Origin of the sequence: [Clostridium] saccharolyticum WM1, from assembly GCF_000144625.1 — a bacterium.
GTDB lineage: Bacteria > Bacillota > Clostridia > Lachnospirales > Lachnospiraceae > Lacrimispora > Lacrimispora saccharolytica.
The window spans coordinates 4,407,007-4,424,002 of sequence record NC_014376.1 but is presented as its reverse complement, the minus strand read 5'-3'; the positions used below and the strand labels follow the sequence as shown (position 1 = coordinate 4,424,002).

The following is a 16,996-nucleotide window of genomic DNA, read 5'->3' as shown; positions in this document are numbered from 1 at the left end:
CATTAAGGAATTTTGAAATTTTTGTTAATTTCGGTAAAAGGCTTTTTTTACCTTGTCCGATATGGTATAACTGACTGGAAGCAATTTTATTATCAACGATTAAAAATAGAAAGAAAAAGGATTGTATGATGAAGAAAATTTTTAAAATTTGTATGTGCGGTATGCTTGCCGCCGCCCTTATTTCCGGTTGTGGTAAAAAGCCTGCAGCAAAGCCGGCTGAGACAGGGACGGAAGCGGCAGAAGCAACCGAATCAGCGGCACAGGAAACTCTGGCTGTGGAGGATCTGACGGGAATGGATAACGGAACCGTCACCCTTGGAGAATACAAGGGAATTGAAGTGTCCAAGGATTCCGTGGAGGTCACCGATGACGAAGTGAACCAGGCGGTTCAGAGCGATTTATCCGCTCATGCAAAGGATGCAGAGGTAGACCGGGCGGTCCAGAATGGTGACGTAGTCAACATTGACTATGTAGGTACAAAGGATGGCGTTGCATTTGACGGCGGCACTGCTCAGGGCTATGACTTGACCATTGGCTCCGGCCAGTTTATCGAAGGCTTTGAGGAAGGTCTTGTTGGAGCAAAAAAGGGGGACAAGAAGACCTTAAATCTTACCTTTCCGGAAGGCTACCAGAATGCAGACCTGGCAGGAAAAGCGGTTGTATTTGACGTTACAGTCAATGCCGTTAAGGAAGAGCAGGTCCCGGAATTAAACGATGCATTTGTTCAGGAAAATACGTCCTTTAAGACCGTAGCTGAATACAAAGAAGATAAAATGCAGACTCTTTTAAAGAATAAGAGTGATGAAGCAGAGCAGAAGATGAAGAGTGATATTTATACAGCCATTTTAAATGCTTCCAAGGTAGAACCGAAGCAGGAGGCCGTCGATGCCAACTTCAACAACTTGATTGCCAGATATTCAAACCAGGCAGCCGCTTACGGAATGGATTTTAAAACCTTTGTGGGGGCTTTTTCCGGAATGGGAGAGGAAGAATTTAAAGAAATCTTAAAGACCCAGGCAGAAGCCACCGTAGAGCAGAGACTGGTGGTCAGTGCAATTGCGGAGAAAGAGGGAATCCAGATTACCGATGAGGACCGCAAGGAAGTAGCAGACCAGATGGGCTATGAGAGCGTAGATAAAATGATTGAGACCGCAGGCCAGTTTGATGTGGATGATTATATTATGAACAATAAGGTAATGGATTTCCTAACAGAAAAAGCAGTTATTAAATAAATTTCACGAAAGCAAAGAGCAGTGCGAAACAGGGCATCAATCCATTTGCGTCGTGCTTGCACGTAAGCGAATGGGTTAATGTCCTGTTTCATAGGGCGGATGCCCGTGACCGGTAAAGCGGTAAGCTTCGCCGGCTGCACTGCGGATTCTATGAGGAGGAGGAACCTTTATGCAGCTTTTAAAGGACAGAATACGGAAGGATGGAAAGATTAAGTCCGGTGATGTACTGAAAGTGGACAGCTTTTTGAATCACCAGATGGATATTAAGCTGTTCGTAGAGATCGGAAAGGAGTTTAAGAGACGCTTTGCCGATTATGAAGTCAATAAGATCCTGACAATTGAGGCTTCCGGCATTGGAATTGCCTGTATCGTGGCTCAATATTTCAACGTTCCTGTGGTATTTGCAAAGAAATCCAAGACTAAGAACATAGCAGGCGACGTTTATACTACCCCGGTGGAGTCCTTTACCCACGGAAGGACCTATGACATCATGGTTTCCAAGGAGTTTCTGGGAGCCGGTGACAAGGTATTGCTTATTGATGATTTCCTGGCCAACGGAAAAGCCCTGGAAGGCCTGGCTGCCATTGTAAAGGATTCCGGTGCTAAGCTGGTGGGCGCGGGAATTGTGATCGAAAAAGGCTTCCAGCCCGGAGGGGACCGGTTAAGGGCAGAAGGAATCCGTGTGGAATCCCTGGCGATTGTGGAAAGTATGGACGAAACCACAGGAACTATTTGCTTTCGGGGTGACCAATGAGTGAAGGAAGAAAGGCCCTGTTTTTCGACATTGACGGTACCCTCTTTTCCGAGGTAAACCGGAATGTGCCGGAAAGTGCCATTCAGGCAGTTGAACGGGCACGGAAAAACGGCCATCTGGTATTTATTAATTCCGGAAGAACCCATTGTCTCATCGGACCCATTGAACCGCTCATTGCAGTGGATGGCTACTGCTGCGGATGCGGTACCCGTATCGTTATAGGCGATAAGGTCCTTTTCTCCGCTGCGATCCCCCATGAACGTGGAATCGAGATCAAAAGAATCATTCGGGATCATGATCTTGATGGGGTATTAGAGGGAACCGAAAGCTGCTATTTCAGAAAAGAAACCTCCCGCTTTCCCCAGTTGGAAGAACTGAAAAAAATCGTAGAACAGGAAGGTAATCTTTCTCCATATGGCTGGGAAGAGGATTGCTACGACTATGATAAGTTCTGCGTATTTGCAGATGAAAAAAGCGATTTAAAAGGCTTTTCCCAAGCCCTGGGTCTGGACTTTGAGATCATTGACCGGGGCAGCGGATTTTATGAATGCATTCCCTCCGGATATTCCAAGGCAACGGCCATTGAGATGATTTTGGAACATTACGGCATTGCCCTTAAGGATGCCTATGTGTTCGGTGACAGCACCAATGACTTATCCATGTTTGAATATGCCAAGAACTGTATTCTTATGGGGCATCATAGTGTGGAGCTGGAGCCTTATGCGACTTTTTATACGAAAAATGTAGAGGATGACGGGGTGGCTTATGCCATGAAAAAGCTGGGACTGATATAATTTCCGGAATCTGAGAAGCCTTTGTCAAGAATCCTGCAATAAGGAAACAGACAGATAGGGAGTACCGTCAGGGACTCCCTATCTGTCTGTTTATCTTGCTTTTGAAAATTAACTTATTTTTCGTTCATGGCGGTCAGAATGCTTCTTGCCACGCTCAGCCCGTTGGCAGACGCCTGTTGAAGTCCCCTTGTTACGGAAGCACCGTCACCGATGGCGCGAAGGCCTTCCACGCTGGTCTCAAAATCAGTATTGACTACCACCTTATTGGAGTAGAACTTCACCTCTACACCATACAACAGGGTCTCATCACTGGCAATACCCGGAGTCACCTTGTCCAGGGCGAGAAGCATTTCCTTTATGTCAACCATAATGCGGTGAGGGAATACAAGAGATAAATCGCCTGGAACTGCATCCTTTAAGGTGGGAATCAGATTGTTGCGGCATAAACGCTCCTCTGTGGTACGTCTGCCTCTCTGGAAGTCGCCGAAGGTCTGTACCAGGATCTTGCCGTCACAGAGCATGTTGCTTAGCTGGGCGATCTGTTTGCCGTATTCGATAGGCGTCTTAAAGGGTTTTGTGAAGTTTTTGGATACCAGGATGGCAAAATTGGTGTTGTTTGTCTTATATTCCTGGGATTTGTAAGCATGACCGTTAACCACTGCCAGACCGTTCTCATAGTACTCTGTGGCGACCTCACCGGAAGGGTTGGTACAGAAGGTACGTACTTTATCGTCAAAAGTAGGAGTATGGTAAACAAGCTTGGCCTCATAAAGATTTTTATTTAAAAACTCCATGACCTCATCCCGGACCTCAACCCGGACTCCGATGTCCACGGTTCCTACTTTTGTCTCGATCCCGTGGTTTTTACAGATGTGGCTGAACCAGTCAGAGCCTTCCCGGCCGATGGCAGACACGATTTCCGGCGCATAACAGACTTCTTCCTTGTCCGTGATGACGCCTTTTGCTCTATTATCTTCGATGATGATATCTTTTACCATCGTATGAAACGCCATTTCAACCCCCTGCTCCAATAAATGCTCCTGGAGGCGGGTGTAGATTTTATAGCCTTCTTCCGTTCCCAAATGGCGGATGGGGCATTCGATCAGCTTTAAGTTGGCTCCAATGGCCTTACGGCGGATCTCCTGGATCTCCTTCTGCTTATCAATGCCGTAAACATTGGTATCTGCGCCGAATTTCAAATAAATGTTGTCTGATTCCTTTAACAGCTCCACAGTCTTATCATATCCAAGTATTTCAGGAAGATTTCCGCCGACGTCGGGAGATAAGGATAATTTTCCGTCGGAAAATGCCCCGGCTCCGGCAAAGCCTGTGGTGATGGAGCATGGTTTGCAGCCTACGCATGTTTTTGTGGTTCTCTTGGGACAGGTCCGGTTTTCAATCCGGCGGCCCTTTTCGATCATAAGGATCTTAAGGTCCGGTTTTTTCTCGATCAGCTCATAGGCACAGAAAATGCCGGAGGGGCCTGCACCGATGATGATTACATCATAATTTTTTGAAACATCCTTCATGAACATCACTCCTTTTTCCTTTTAACCCTTATAGTCAACTATTATGGTAGTTGGTAGAAACGCTCAACCGATTATGAACTTATATAAGCGCAACAGCTTTATTCTATCATAGTGAATATGGAAATGACAAGAGATATCCATGCTTCGGATGAACTTTTTATATGTATTTTTTAATCATCCGGTTGATCTTATTTCTTACGCCTAGAAAGTAGGCGCTTGATTTTGGATAGATGCTGAAGGTGATGGGATGGGATAAATCCTCTTCCAAAAGCCTGATGACAGCTTCTTTTCCAATATGTGATTCCAGCAGCTTTAGTGCCCTGTGATCCTGCTTGGCCTCGCAAAGGACCATAAGGCGTATGGATTCCTCCGGAATGCCATCAGAACCGGGATAAACCAGGAAAGCATCGCCGGAAGGGAAGCTGCCTTCACAATCCGTCACCTCATATGGATTTATGTGGTGACGGGAATGTTCGGAATTATAAAAGTTGAAACCCCAGTGTAGGATTCCCTCCATTCCATATTTATATACCTGCAGGCCGTAAGCCCGGTTTCTGGCTGAGGGCATGGCCATGAAGCGGTTGGATACATCCACGCATTGAGCGGTGCAGTAGTAGCTCCATAGATGTGGAACTTTATGGTCCAGGAAGGGCTCTATATGGTCGGTAGCACAGACCGGGCGTTCGACGATGCCCATTTCATAGAAGGAATAGTCGGACAGGGCATCTAAAAGTTTGCAGTCCTTTAAATGGGGCATAACAGATTCCCTGGCAAGGGCATATGATTCCAGATGATCTTTTTCCGGCTCGTCGGAAATATGGAAAAAAGTATTTTCAAGAATCCCAAGACGATCCAATTCCTCCTTTAAGGCAGGAAGGAACTGATCCAGGAATGCGGTGTATGCCCCGGTGGAAGGAGTATCCCATCCAAAGAGCCTGATTTCTTCTCCGCCCCGTGTGACCATGATCTTGGGAGCGTGGTAAGCACCCCACTGGGTAAATAAGTGGGCCATTTCGAAATACCGGATCCCTGCCATTTTGCAGATCTTAACCCAACGTTCCAGGCGGGAGAAGTCAAAGAGATACCGTTCTCTTTCCTGACGGATGGAGACAAGCTGGATGGTGGTGCGTTCCCCGCCTACCGCAGTATCCAGGGGCGGTGTGAAAATGGGGGTGAGAATCATATTCATTCCCCTGTTTCCATAAAGGAAAATAAATTTTTCCAGAATACTCCAATGCATCTCGGAGAAGATAGGAACCTTGTAATAATCCGCAAGACAGTCTCCGTGAAACCATTCCGTATGTAAAAGGTCCTGAGCCGGAAGGGGGACGGGGATCACTTCCATATCAGTGCTGACTAAGGCGGCTTCCCTGCTGCGGCTGTCCATCAGGGAGATGGTGACCGGATAGGTTCCTCCAGGAATAAAATCAGGAATGGCGACATCGATCCACAGGCTCTGCCAGTGGCCGGGGACCAGAACCAGACTGTTATCCTCAAGATCCCTAAGAAGGTCCGGATAAAGTCCCGGGGCATGGCTTATGTAATTGCTGTCCCGCTTTTCATGGGCAGGGTAAGAGGAGGGTACGTTAAGCACCTGACGGATCCGGATGCTTTCTTTTAAATCCGAGGTTACCTGAACCCGAAAGGTTTCCTTTCTCAGACCTCTCAAACAGCAGGCAGCCTGAAAGGAGACGACTTCTCCGTAAAGGCCGCTGAAGCGGCAGCACTCCGGTGAGAATACAGGCTCCACATGGGGAAAAACCTTTTCCAGGGAGCTTAATACGATCATTTGGCAAGTACCGGAACATGGTTCCATAAGATTCTCCTTTCCGTTATCAACCCTTCACGCCGCTTAAGGCAATGCCTTCCACAAATTGTTTCTGTAAGAACACATACAGAATAAACGGGAAGAGAAAGGTCAAGGTAGAGCCGGCCATAACCAGGCCGTAATTGGTGCTGAAATGACCTTTTAACAGGGACAGGGCCAGGGTCAAAGTCTGCATTTCGGAAGAAGTGGCAATGACCAGGGGCCAAATAAAGTCATTCCAGGAGGAAATGAAGGTGAATACCACCAGGGAAATGAGCACCGGCTTGATTAAGGGAATGACGATCCCTGTAAAGATCCACAGCTCGGGGCACCCATCCACCTTGGCGGCCTCTATGAGCTCATCGGGCACGCCTTTCATGAACTGGCGGATCAGGAACACGCCGAAAGCGTTAATGATAACCACGATCAGGGCAAAATAGGTGTTTAAAAGCCCAAGCTGTTTCATGATGATAAAGACCGGTATCAAAGTCACCTGCCCGGGAACCATGAGAGTAGCCAGATACAGGCTGAAAATCTTTTCCTTTCCCGGAAACTCCTTTTTTTCAAAACCATAAGCCGCCATGGAGGAGATCAGGCAGTTAAACATGCAGGAAAGACCGGAAACAAGAATGCTGTTTCTTAAAGCAGAAAAGAAATTGGTATTGGAAAACACCCTGCGGTAATTGGTAAAATCCAGGCTTATCTCTGATAAGGAAAAGGTCAGGCTTTTGGATTGGGTAAAGGACAGCAGCGCCATATAAAGGAAAGGGAATACCGCTGTAAGGGCGAACAGGCCCAATACCGCTGCAAGTACTATGGTACAGAGCGTAACGTTTTGATTTTTCATGCCAAATTCTCCTTTTCTGCAAATAACCGTTTCTGGACCGCTGAAAGCAGGATGACAATGAGAAACAGGAGGAAGGCAGCGGAGCTGGCGTAGCCCATGCTGTATTCTTTAAAAGCCGCATTGTATATGGTCAGCACCAGGGTCACCGTAGAACGGCCCGGGCCGCCGCCGGTCATAGCGTATACAATATCAAATACCTGGAACGACCAGATGGTCCCCAAAGTCACCACCAGATAGATGATGGGCTTTAATCCCGGAACTGTGATAAATAAAAACTGCTGGATCCTGGTGGCGCCATCCACCTCCGCAGCCTCATAAAGAGAACCGGAGATATCCATAATACCTGCATAAAAGATCACCATAAAATAGCCAACGTTCTTCCAGACAGAGACCGCACACACGCTGAGCAGTGCAGTCTGTGTGGTGCCCAGCCAGTTGACGGCAGGGATCTTAATCAAGGCCAGGATCTGATTGATAATGCCGCTGTCCGTGGATAACAGGAAGGACCATAAGGTTCCCACCAGGATGGCCGATGAAATGACCGGAATGAACATGGCACTGCGCAGCAGCCCGCCGTACCGCAAAAAGCGGCGGCGGAAGCATGCTGCGATTACAGCAGCAATTCCCATGGACAGAAGAGTCTGTACAGGAACGACAACAAAGGTATAGACCAGGGTATTTTTAAGGGAGGACCGGACAAAAGGGTCCTGGGCCAGCCTGAAATAATTTTTAAGGCCGGTAAATTCCGGTGCCTGAAGAATGTTATATTTGGTAAAGCTGAAATACAGGCACATGAAAATCGGTATGACCGAGAAAACCATGAGAAGGATAAAGCTCGGCAGTATGTACAGATAGCCCTGCAAAGCTTCTTTTGTTTTACTCTTCATATCAGGCTCCTTACTGGTCTAAGATGGTTTCCGCATAAGTTGAGGTATCTTTCAGTGCCTCTTCCGGACTTAATTCATCAAGCATCATCAGCTGCAGATTCTTATACAAAGTGTCATAAATCTTAAAGGAGCCGGCGACTACGGGAAGTGTATGGAAATAGGCGGTATCGTTTTTATACATATCTTCAAATTTGGGGTTGTCATTATATGCCTCATCCTTTGTAATCGGCGGCATGCTGTACAGCTTGGTATGGAACTGCTCCATGACCTTTGCGCTGGTCATCAGCTTCATGGCCCTTGCAGCAAGCTCCTTATTCTGGCTGCTGCTTAAAAGTACCAGTGCATCGGCTGCACAGAAGGTGCCTCCTGTTTTATTTACAAGAGAGGTGCTGTAATCCCAATTTATCCCTGCCTTGTCCAGGTCGCTGCTTAAGGTGCTTCCAATAGCGGCCATGGCAACCTTGCCCGCGATGAAGGCATCCTTTACATCGGATTCGGTCATGGAAGTTGAGGAATCAGGAAGAATGCCGTACTTGAATTTTAAGTCATATAAAAACTGGGCGGCCTCCAGCGCCTCAGGCGTATCCAGGGTCAGGGTCTTGCCGTCCTCAGAGAAGATGCTGCCGCCGCTCTGCCACAGATAAGGATAGAAGATGGAGTTCAGGCCTCCGATGGAGGTTTCCGCCCACTGCTGCTGAAAGGGCTGCACGTCCGGAGAATCGTTTTTGATCTTTGTGGCATACTGGATGAATTCATCCCAGGTCTTTGGCGGTGCGGTAAAGCCGGAAGCGTTCAAAATATCCATATTACAGAATAAAACGCTTGGATTGCCAACAACAATGGGAAGGGTATATTGTACGCCGTTAATGGTTCCCTTATCAAAATAAATATAGTTTTCCTTTTCCGCATCCGTAAAGTAATTGGTCAGCGGCTCTAAAGCGCCCATGTCAATAAAATCGCTGAGCATTTCCGAATACATGTATCCAATGTCCGGTCCCTGCCCGGCGGTGATGGCAGTCAGGTATTTTTCTTCATAATTGCTCCATGGAACAACTTCAATTTCAATCTTTGCACCGGTTTCTTCCGTTAAGGGCTTTAACTGCTCTTCCCAGAAAGCCTGGTCGGAAATATCCTCTGTGCCAAAGGGGGGCATCCAGATTTTTAAGGTCTTCCCGGAAGCGGATTCCTGATTTTTAGCAGAACCGGGATTGGATGTGCCGCATCCGGTGACCGCTGCCGCTGCAAGAAGGGTGGATAGAAGCAGTGCGCATACGTTTCTTTTTTTCATAAGACTCTCTCCTTTTTTGGGGGTGTTGTGCAAAAGGGCACTAAGATTATTTATCTCAGCCCCCTTGCGGTTAGTGTTATGATAATGAATAAAAAAGAAAAAGTCAATACAACTTGCACAAAAAAATCAATAAAAAACATCTTAAATTTAGATATATTAACTATTTTTGCGCTTCCGAGGATAAAATTAACTTTTTTTGCATTCCTAATCGGCGGTAAATTTCCCCGGAGTCACGTTTTCATATTTTTTAAATACCCGGATAAAGCTGATATCGCTTGAAAAGCCCACTTTAATGGCAACGCCTTTAATGTTTAAGCTGTCGGTCTGCAACATTTTCTTCGCCTCCTCGATCCGGAAGCGGTTGATATATTCCACAATGCCCATCTGGCATTCCCTCTTAAACAGCCTGGAAACATAAGAATTGGATAATCCGAGTTCATTGGCAATGGTATTCAGACTTAAGGTAGGATCGCTGTAATTCTTTTCAATAAAGGATTTGATCCGTGGGATGGAAAAGGCCTTATCCTGGTCCGGCGTTTCCTTTCCGTCGATCAGACGGCTTAATAAATCCAGGATAATGGTCCTGTAATCCCTGGATATACTGGTATCAGAATAATAATTGGATTCCCCCTCCTGCCCTTCCTGCTTTAAGGCATCCAAAAGCTGGTTTAAGATTCCGTAAATCCGGTATTTTAAAGTCACCGGGTCGGCCTTGCCAAGGTACTGGTCAAAGAGCAGATCCGTCATATTCAAAGCACTGCTGTAATCCTTTGAAAGAATATTCTTCTGAAATTCGGACATGATTTTACTGTTTTCTTCATACAGGATCAAATCCCGGTCTTCTCCGGCTGCCAGGGCTTCCCGGTAGCTGTAGAGAATCTTTGACGGGTTGTCATAGAATGTTCCGGCAGTGCAGGTAAGGCCCCCGGTTTCCAGGTTACTTGGAGAAGTCAGCAGTTCCAGGATGCGCCCGATAGATTCCTGCATTCCGGTTTCCGTTCCCTCCATGTTCAGAATAACGTGGAGTTTGTCCTGAAAATAAGAATGATACACGGCGCAATCCGGTGATTTAACAGATTCCAGAACATTTTCCAGGCTCTTCAGGGCGTTTTCCCCAATGCCGTCTCTGCCTGATATTACAATGACGCAGAACCATGGATTTTCAAAGGTGATTCCATAGACGTCAGCCATAATGCCCACGGTCTGCTCATCCGGGTAACCGCAGGAGAGGAGATTTTTTACAAAGGAGGATTTGATAATACGCATCTGCCCGTCCAAAAGCTCCATGGAGCTTTCATTCTGTTCCATTAACTCATCAATCCGTTTTCGGATAAAGGCATAAACATCGGTTTCCTCCGAGGCACCATTTTCCTTTAAGTGCCGCAGCAGGCTTAACATGGGGCGGCTGTTTCTGGATGCAAGATATAGAGAAGCAAGAGTTCCGCCTGCCAGGCAGAGGAAGAGGGTAATCAAAAGGATCCGATTGATCACGTTTAAGATGCCCAGCACTTCGGCCTTGTCCATAATAAGCAGGTAATGATAGCCTGTGGGTTGGGAAGAACGGGCCACTAAGTAGCGGCTTCCCTCAAAATATCCGTTTTTTAACTGTTCCAGGGGGCGGGAAAAAGCCAGCTCCACCAGACATTCATTTCCGGAGAAGGTATATAGCTTTCCGCTTTCGGTTAGAATAGCGGCCAGCTGATGCCGGTCCTTGTTGGCCCGTTTTAGAATGGCCTGCATTTCGTTCCGGTCAATGGTAATGATCAGGTATATTTCCTTGTTTTTCTGTTCCTGGTAAAGAGTCTTGATATAAAATAAATCCTCTTCCCCGTGAAGGTTTGCTGTAAAGAATCCCTGCTTGTTGGGAGGTGTTACGGCGTTCAGCCAGTCTGAAAAACCGCTTTTATCCAGGTGGTTGCCTAAGAGGTAGTAGAGGCCGGCCGGATAGCTTCCTCTTGTACCTACGATATAGCCTCTGTCCGGATAATAGACGCATAGATCCTTGATGACCGCGTTGGCTGTTTTTAAGGACTTCATATTATCTACGAATTCATAAGCAGAATGGGACTTAAAGGCCTGCCGGTTATCAAGGGAATCAAGGGGAAGCTTTAAATTTGCCCTGTAAATAAAATCGGATGCCAGCTTTTGAATGGAAGTCAGATCGCTGTCAAGAGTCTGGCCAAGGAAATCAATGGAATAATTGCTGCTGCGGGCGGCTTCTTTTTTAATGGTTACACTGATCCAGTATAAAAACGGGGCTTCTATCAAGAGGAGAAGCAGGATCAGTATAAGGAATGATTTCAGCCAGATATATTGCAGATTATTATACTTTTTCACGGTATCCCTCTTTCCAATACAAAATTATCCTTATTATAACTGGAAGCATTTTTCTTTTCAACTGTTTAAAAAACAAAAAAGGCAGTGTTTGTAGGATTACAATACATGTGTTACAACTGAATAATTAAAAAGACGGAAATACCATTTCTGTGTTATATTTTAATCGCCAAACCAAAACACAAACAGAAAGAGGTATCTCCGCATGGCTAGTATAACACAAGATATGAGGTTTCGTCTATCACTCCTTAATTATGCCCAAAAACATGGTGTCTCTAAAGCTGCCATCAAGTACAAGACCAACCGGCAGTATATCTACCGCTGGAAACGGCGCTTTGACGGCTCTATTGAATCCCTCAGGGAGCGATCCAGGCGACCTCTTCACCATCCCAACCAGCATTCCTCTGAGGAAATCAAGTTGATTCTGGATATGCGTAAGCGCAATCCTCATGCTGGCCTGGTTGTTTTCTGGGTGAAACTTATGCAGCGGGGGTATTCACGCTCAATTCCAGGCTTATACCGATTCCTCAAAAAGCAGGGTATTATGGCTGTTAAGCCTCCTAACCCTAAGTATATCCCAAAGCCGTACGAACAAATGAATTATCCCGGCCAGCGGCTGCAAGTAGATGTAAAATTCGTTCCCTCTGCCTGCTTAAAGAACAGTCAGGTTATTGGGAAGCATTTTTTTCAATATACAGCCATTGATGAGTATTCCAGGTGGCGTTTTGTAGAAGCCTTTGAGGAACACAACACCTATTCCTCCGCCCAGTTTCTGGATCATCTGGTAAAGGCCTTCCCTGCTCAGATTGAATGCATTCAGACTGACAATGGTACGGAATTTACGAACCGCTTTACCACTCACAGGGAGAAACCAACTCTATTTCAGGTTCATCTGGAACGGTATGGCATAAAGCATAAGCTGATCCGGCCGTTTACTCCCCGGCACAATGGCAAGGTAGAACGGAGTCATCGCAAGGACAATGAGCGTTTCTATGCCACCCATACGTTTTATAGCTTTCAAGATTTCGCTAAGCAACTAAAGCTATACAACAGCAGGAGCTATAACTGCTTTCCCATGCGTCCTTTGGGATGGAAAACTCCGCGGCAAGTACTCATGAATTATTTGGCGGTGAGTGTAACACATGATTGACAAACCTACATTAAAAAACAAAAAAGGCAGTGTTTGCCTTTACATCTTAAGATTGAACTGATAAAATGTAAAGCAGCGTTAGACCCCCGGCATTGGGAAATCTAACGCTTTTCGGGCGTTTGAAACCTCTAAAAAGTCATGAATCGGAACTGTAATTAATATAGACAATAATAAGGAGAATCATCATGTATATCATCGCAGGATTAGGAAACCCCACAAGGGAATATGAAAAGACCAGGCACAATGTAGGGTTTGAGGCTGTGGATATTCTGGCGGACAAACTGGGAGCCAGGGTGACGGAAAAAAAGCACAGGGCATTTTGCGGAACCGGAAGAATCGGACCGGAAAAAGTTATTTTATCAAAACCCCAGACTTTTATGAATTTAAGCGGCGAAAGCATCCGGGCTATGGCGGATTTTTATAAGGTGGAGCCGGACCACATCATCATTATCTGCGATGACATCAACTTAGCAGAGGGCCAGCTAAGGATCCGGACCAAGGGAAGCGCAGGAGGTCACAACGGCTTAAAGAACATCATAAACCATCTGGGAACCCAGGAATTTTCAAGGATCCGGGTGGGAGTGGGAGAAAAACCAAAGGAAATGGATCTGGCGGACTATGTTCTGGGCCGTTTCCCCAGGGAGCAGGAAGGGGTTATGGACCAGGCCTATCAGGATGCGGCAGAGGCTGCCATCATGATGGTCACAGAAGGAGCGGAAGCAGCAATGAATTTTTTTAACAGAAAGAAATAAGGAGATTTCATGAGTGATCTATTTGAAAAACCATTAAGGGAATTAAAGGATTTTGAGGATCTTTCCAGCGATCTGTTAAAAAAGGCCGGCCCTGTTATGGCAAGCGGCTGCATGGATTCCCAGAAAGTCCACCTGATGTATGAAGCGGCAAAGCAGGAAGGCTTTAGGCTGGTGGTCACCTATGACGATACAAGGGCAAGGGAGATCTATGAGGATCTTCGGTTCTTTGAACCGGATGTGTGGCTGTACCCGGCAAGAGATCTTCTGTTTTTCAGTGCAGATATCCATGGAAATTTGCTGACCAAACAGCGGATGACCGTATTCCGGCAGTTAATGGAAAAAACCTCCGGCTGGGTGGTCACCACCTTTGACGGACTTATGGACCACCTTCTCCCGCTTAAGTATTTAAAGGAGCAGGTGCTGTCTGTGGAAGGCGGTCAGACCATTGATGTGGAAGAGTGGAAAAAGCGTCTTATTGAGCTGGGGTATGAACGCATGGGACAGGTGGATGGCATGGGACAGTTCTCCATCCGGGGAGGGATCATTGATGTGTTCCCCTTAACAGAGGAGCTGCCTGTGCGCATAGAGCTGTGGGATGATGAGGTGGACTCTATCAGGACCTTTGATATCGAGAGTCAGAGATCCATAGAGCAGCTGGAAAGCATACGGATCTATCCGGCTACGGAGATGGCTCTGACAGGAGCTCAGATCGAGGAAGGGATCCGTGTTCTTGAAAAGGAAGCCAAAAAATATGAAAAGGATTTACGGGCCCAGTCAAAGATCCAGGAGTCTTCCAGGATCCGTTCCATTGTCTCTGAATTTTTAGAGGGGCTGAAAGATGGATTCAGACAGCATGGACTGGACGGTTATATCCATTATTTCTGCCAGGAGAGCGTGTCTTTTCTGGAGTATTTTCATGGAGAAAATTCTGTGGTATTCCTGGATGAGCCGGAGCGGCTTCGGGAAAAAGGGGAAACTGTAGAAATGGAGTTTCGGGAAAGCATGATCCACCGTCTGGAAAACGGTTACCTTCTTCCGGGACAGACCGGACTTCTTTTCTCCGCGAAGGAAATGCTTGCAAGGGTCCAGACAAAATCTACGGTATATTTGACCGGTCTGGAACAGAAGCTTTCCGGCTTTACGGTAAAGAACCGTTACAGCTTTCAGGTGAAAAATGTAAATACCTATCAAAATGGATTTGAGCTTCTAATAAAGGATTTAACCAGATGGAAAAAGGAAGGATACCGGGTGATCCTTTTATCCGCTTCCAGAACCAGGGCCAGCCGTCTGGCAGGGGATTTAAGGGAATATGATCTGCGGGCTTACTGCCCTGATGAGGGAGGAGAAAGCCAGGAGGTGAAACCAGGAGAAATTCTGGTCACCTTCGGAAACCTTCACCGGGGATTTGAATATTCCATGATAAAATTTATCGTCATCACGGAAGGCGATATGTTCGGAATGGAAAAAAAGAGGCGGAAAAGGAAAAAGTCCTCCTATGAAGGGACTAAAATCCAGAACTTTTCCGATCTTTCCATTGGTGATTACGTGGTTCATGAGGACCATGGTCTTGGAATTTACCGGGGCATTGAAAAAATTGAGCAGGATGGCATCATCAAGGATTACTTAAAAGTGGAGTATGCGGATAACGGAAACTTATATCTTCCTGCCACAAGACTTGACGGAATCCAGAAATACGCCGGTGCGGATGCGAAAAAGCCAAAGCTGAACCGGCTGGGAGGAGAGCAGTGGAACAGAACCAAGACCAGGGTAAAGGGGGCTGTGAAAGAGATTGCGAAGGAGCTGGTGCAGCTCTATGCGGCCAGACAGCAGACCCACGGCTTCCAGTACGGAGAAGATACGGTATGGCAGAAGGAATTTGAAGAGATGTTTCCTTATGAGGAGACGGAGGACCAATGGGATGCCATAGAGTCCACCAAATCAGATATGGAGAGCCGGAAGATCATGGATCGTCTGATCTGCGGTGACGTGGGATACGGAAAGACGGAGATTGCTTTAAGAGCTGCCTTTAAGGCGGTCCAGGATGGAAAGCAGGTGGTCTACCTGGTCCCTACTACCATTCTTGCCCAGCAGCATTATAATACCTTTGCCCAGCGGATGAAGGATTTTCCAGTCCGGGTGGACTTGATGTCCCGTTTCCGAACACCCGGCCAGATGAAAAAAACCCTGGAGGATTTAAAGCGCGGCATGGTGGATATTGTGATCGGAACCCACCGGGTCCTGTCAAAGGATGTGCAGTTTAAGGATCTGGGACTGCTTATCATAGATGAGGAACAGCGTTTCGGCGTGGCTCATAAGGAAAAGATCAAGCAGCTGAAGGAAAATGTGGATGTGCTCACCTTAACGGCAACTCCCATTCCCAGGACCCTGCATATGAGCCTGGTAGGGATCCGGGACATGAGCGTTCTGGAAGAACCTCCCGTGGACCGTATGCCGATACAGACCTATGTCATGGAATATAACGATGAAATGGTGCGGGAGGCCATTCACCGGGAGCTTTCCAGGGGAGGACAGGTTTATTATGTATACAACCGGGTAAGCAACATAGACGAGGTGGCAAACCATATATCCGGACTGGTTCCGGAAGCAGCGGTTACCTTTGCCCACGGGCAGATGCATGAGCATGAGCTGGAACGGATCATGTTTGACTTTGTAAACGGGGAAATCGACGTTCTGGTCTGCACTACCATCATTGAAACCGGCCTAGACATTCCCAATGCCAATACCATGATCATACAGGATGCGGACCACATGGGTCTTTCCCAGCTATACCAGCTTCGGGGGCGGGTGGGCCGCTCCAGCCGCACCTCCTATGCGTTTCTTATGTATAAGAGGGATAAGCTGCTGAAGGAGGAAGCAGAAAAGCGCCTTCAGGCTATCCGGGAATTTACAGAGCTGGGCTCAGGGATCAAAATCGCCATGCGGGATTTAGAGATCCGGGGAGCGGGAAATGTTCTGGGAGCGGAACAGCACGGACATATGGAAGCGGTGGGATATGACCTTTACTGCAAGCTCTTAAATCAGGCCGTTTTAGAGCTGAAAGGACAGAGGAAAGAAGAGGAAAGCTATGAGACCGTGGTGGACTGTGATATAGACGCTTACATCCCCACTTCCTATATTAAGAATGAATATCAGAAGCTTGACATTTACAAACGGATTTCCGGCATTGAGAATGAAGATGAATATATGGATATGCAGGATGAGCTCATGGATCGATTTGGGGATATTCCAAAGCCGGTGGATAACCTGTTAAAGGTAGCCAGCTTAAAAGCCCTGGCCCAAAGTGCCTATGTAACCGAAGTGAACATTAACCGCCAGGAGATCCGCCTGACCATGTATAAGAATGCAAAGCTGAAGGTGGAAGGAATCCCCACGATTATTGACCGGTATAAGGGAGATTTAAAGTTCCAGATGGGAGAAGAACCCAGGTTTTCGTATCTTGACCGGAAGAAGAATCCATCCACCGATGCCATGATCAGCCAGGCAGAGGTGATATTGAAGCAAATGTTGGAGTTGTCTGAAAAAAATTAATAAATGTAAAAATTAACACTTAAAACACAAATAATCCAGTTGATTTTTGTCTATTTTATGATATAATAGTAGT

12 protein-coding genes and 1 riboswitch are annotated in these 16,996 nt (G+C 46.7%); of the genes, 6 read left to right on the top strand and 6 right to left on the bottom strand.

Annotation, left to right across the window (positions count from 1 at the left end):
* Positions 1-125 precede the first annotated feature (125 nt).
* The 3 genes from tig (at position 126) to CLOSA_RS20510 (ending at position 2,780) form a co-directional block, all read left to right on the top strand.
* Positions 126-1,232, top strand: a complete 1,107-nt coding sequence (gene tig / locus CLOSA_RS20520; protein WP_242647767.1) for a trigger factor — start codon at positions 126-128, stop codon at positions 1,230-1,232.
* A 169-nt stretch (positions 1,233-1,401) separates the two neighbouring features.
* Positions 1,402-1,986, top strand: a complete 585-nt coding sequence (locus CLOSA_RS20515) for a xanthine phosphoribosyltransferase (protein ID WP_013274645.1) — start codon at positions 1,402-1,404, stop codon at positions 1,984-1,986.
* A complete protein-coding gene (locus CLOSA_RS20510) occupies positions 1,983-2,780 on the top strand; it encodes a Cof-type HAD-IIB family hydrolase (protein ID WP_013274644.1) in 798 nt (265 codons plus the stop codon). The genes CLOSA_RS20515 and CLOSA_RS20510 overlap by 4 nt, the downstream gene beginning before the upstream one ends.
* A gap of 113 nt (positions 2,781-2,893) precedes the next feature.
* Here CLOSA_RS20510 and CLOSA_RS20505 read toward each other — a convergent pair whose 3' ends face one another.
* From CLOSA_RS20505 to CLOSA_RS20480, 6 genes are all read right to left on the bottom strand, one after another.
* Complete coding sequence (locus tag CLOSA_RS20505) at positions 2,894-4,309, bottom strand: NAD(P)/FAD-dependent oxidoreductase (RefSeq protein WP_013274643.1); 1,416 nt, start codon at positions 4,307-4,309, stop codon at positions 2,894-2,896.
* A gap of 11 nt (positions 4,310-4,320) precedes the next feature.
* A riboswitch (purine riboswitch) is annotated at positions 4,321-4,416 on the bottom strand.
* Between the two features lie 50 nt (positions 4,417-4,466).
* On the bottom strand, positions 4,467-6,125 hold the full coding sequence (locus CLOSA_RS20500; RefSeq protein WP_013274642.1) for a DUF4091 domain-containing protein: 1,659 nt from the start codon (positions 6,123-6,125) through the stop codon (positions 4,467-4,469).
* Positions 6,126-6,144: 19 nt separating this feature from the next.
* The gene (locus CLOSA_RS20495; RefSeq protein ID WP_013274641.1) at positions 6,145-6,963 is read right to left on the bottom strand and encodes a carbohydrate ABC transporter permease; all 819 of its coding nucleotides are present in this window, start codon (positions 6,961-6,963) and stop codon (positions 6,145-6,147) included.
* The gene (locus CLOSA_RS20490) at positions 6,960-7,850 is read right to left on the bottom strand and encodes a carbohydrate ABC transporter permease (protein ID WP_013274640.1); all 891 of its coding nucleotides are present in this window, start codon (positions 7,848-7,850) and stop codon (positions 6,960-6,962) included. Before CLOSA_RS20490 ends, CLOSA_RS20495 begins: the two co-directional genes overlap by 4 nt.
* 10 nt (positions 7,851-7,860) lie before the next feature.
* Positions 7,861-9,138 (bottom strand): ABC transporter substrate-binding protein, encoded by a 1,278-nt coding sequence (locus CLOSA_RS20485; protein ID WP_013274639.1) that lies wholly within the window; start codon positions 9,136-9,138, stop codon positions 7,861-7,863.
* A gap of 204 nt (positions 9,139-9,342) precedes the next feature.
* Positions 9,343-11,475 carry a helix-turn-helix domain-containing protein gene (locus CLOSA_RS20480; RefSeq protein WP_013274638.1) on the bottom strand — a complete coding sequence of 711 codons (2,133 nt, stop codon included), beginning with the start codon at positions 11,473-11,475 and terminating at the stop codon, positions 9,343-9,345.
* Between the two features lie 202 nt (positions 11,476-11,677).
* Between CLOSA_RS20480 and CLOSA_RS20475 the strand changes: the two genes are divergently transcribed.
* From CLOSA_RS20475 to mfd, 3 genes are all read left to right on the top strand, one after another.
* Positions 11,678-12,622 (top strand): DDE-type integrase/transposase/recombinase, encoded by a 945-nt coding sequence (locus tag CLOSA_RS20475; protein ID WP_013274637.1) that lies wholly within the window; start codon positions 11,678-11,680, stop codon positions 12,620-12,622.
* 185 nt (positions 12,623-12,807) lie between these two features.
* Positions 12,808-13,374 carry an aminoacyl-tRNA hydrolase gene (pth, locus tag CLOSA_RS20470; protein WP_013274636.1) on the top strand — a complete coding sequence of 189 codons (567 nt, stop codon included), beginning with the start codon at positions 12,808-12,810 and terminating at the stop codon, positions 13,372-13,374.
* A gap of 9 nt (positions 13,375-13,383) precedes the next feature.
* Complete coding sequence (gene mfd, locus CLOSA_RS20465) at positions 13,384-16,923, top strand: transcription-repair coupling factor (RefSeq protein WP_013274635.1); 3,540 nt, start codon at positions 13,384-13,386, stop codon at positions 16,921-16,923.
* Positions 16,924-16,996 lie beyond the last annotated feature (73 nt).

What these genes read in the sequence shown, in the direction of transcription:
- CLOSA_RS20515 (WP_013274645.1), top strand. Translation starts at nt 1,402, where the DNA reads ATGCAGCTTTTAAAGGACAGAATACGGAAGGATGGAAAGATTAAGTCC.
- tig (WP_242647767.1), top strand. Translation starts at nt 126, where the DNA reads ATGATGAAGAAAATTTTTAAAATTTGTATGTGCGGTATGCTTGCCGCC.
- CLOSA_RS20495 (WP_013274641.1), bottom strand. Translation starts at nt 6,963, where the DNA reads ATGAAAAATCAAAACGTTACGCTCTGTACCATAGTACTTGCAGCGGTA.
- mfd (WP_013274635.1), top strand. Translation starts at nt 13,384, where the DNA reads ATGAGTGATCTATTTGAAAAACCATTAAGGGAATTAAAGGATTTTGAG.
- CLOSA_RS20500 (WP_013274642.1), bottom strand. Translation starts at nt 6,125, where the DNA reads ATGGAACCATGTTCCGGTACTTGCCAAATGATCGTATTAAGCTCCCTG.
- CLOSA_RS20475 (WP_013274637.1), top strand. Translation starts at nt 11,678, where the DNA reads ATGGCTAGTATAACACAAGATATGAGGTTTCGTCTATCACTCCTTAAT.
- CLOSA_RS20510 (WP_013274644.1), top strand. Translation starts at nt 1,983, where the DNA reads ATGAGTGAAGGAAGAAAGGCCCTGTTTTTCGACATTGACGGTACCCTC.
- CLOSA_RS20485 (WP_013274639.1), bottom strand. Translation starts at nt 9,138, where the DNA reads ATGAAAAAAAGAAACGTATGCGCACTGCTTCTATCCACCCTTCTTGCA.
- CLOSA_RS20505 (WP_013274643.1), bottom strand. Translation starts at nt 4,309, where the DNA reads ATGAAGGATGTTTCAAAAAATTATGATGTAATCATCATCGGTGCAGGC.
- pth (WP_013274636.1), top strand. Translation starts at nt 12,808, where the DNA reads ATGTATATCATCGCAGGATTAGGAAACCCCACAAGGGAATATGAAAAG.
- CLOSA_RS20490 (WP_013274640.1), bottom strand. Translation starts at nt 7,850, where the DNA reads ATGAAGAGTAAAACAAAAGAAGCTTTGCAGGGCTATCTGTACATACTG.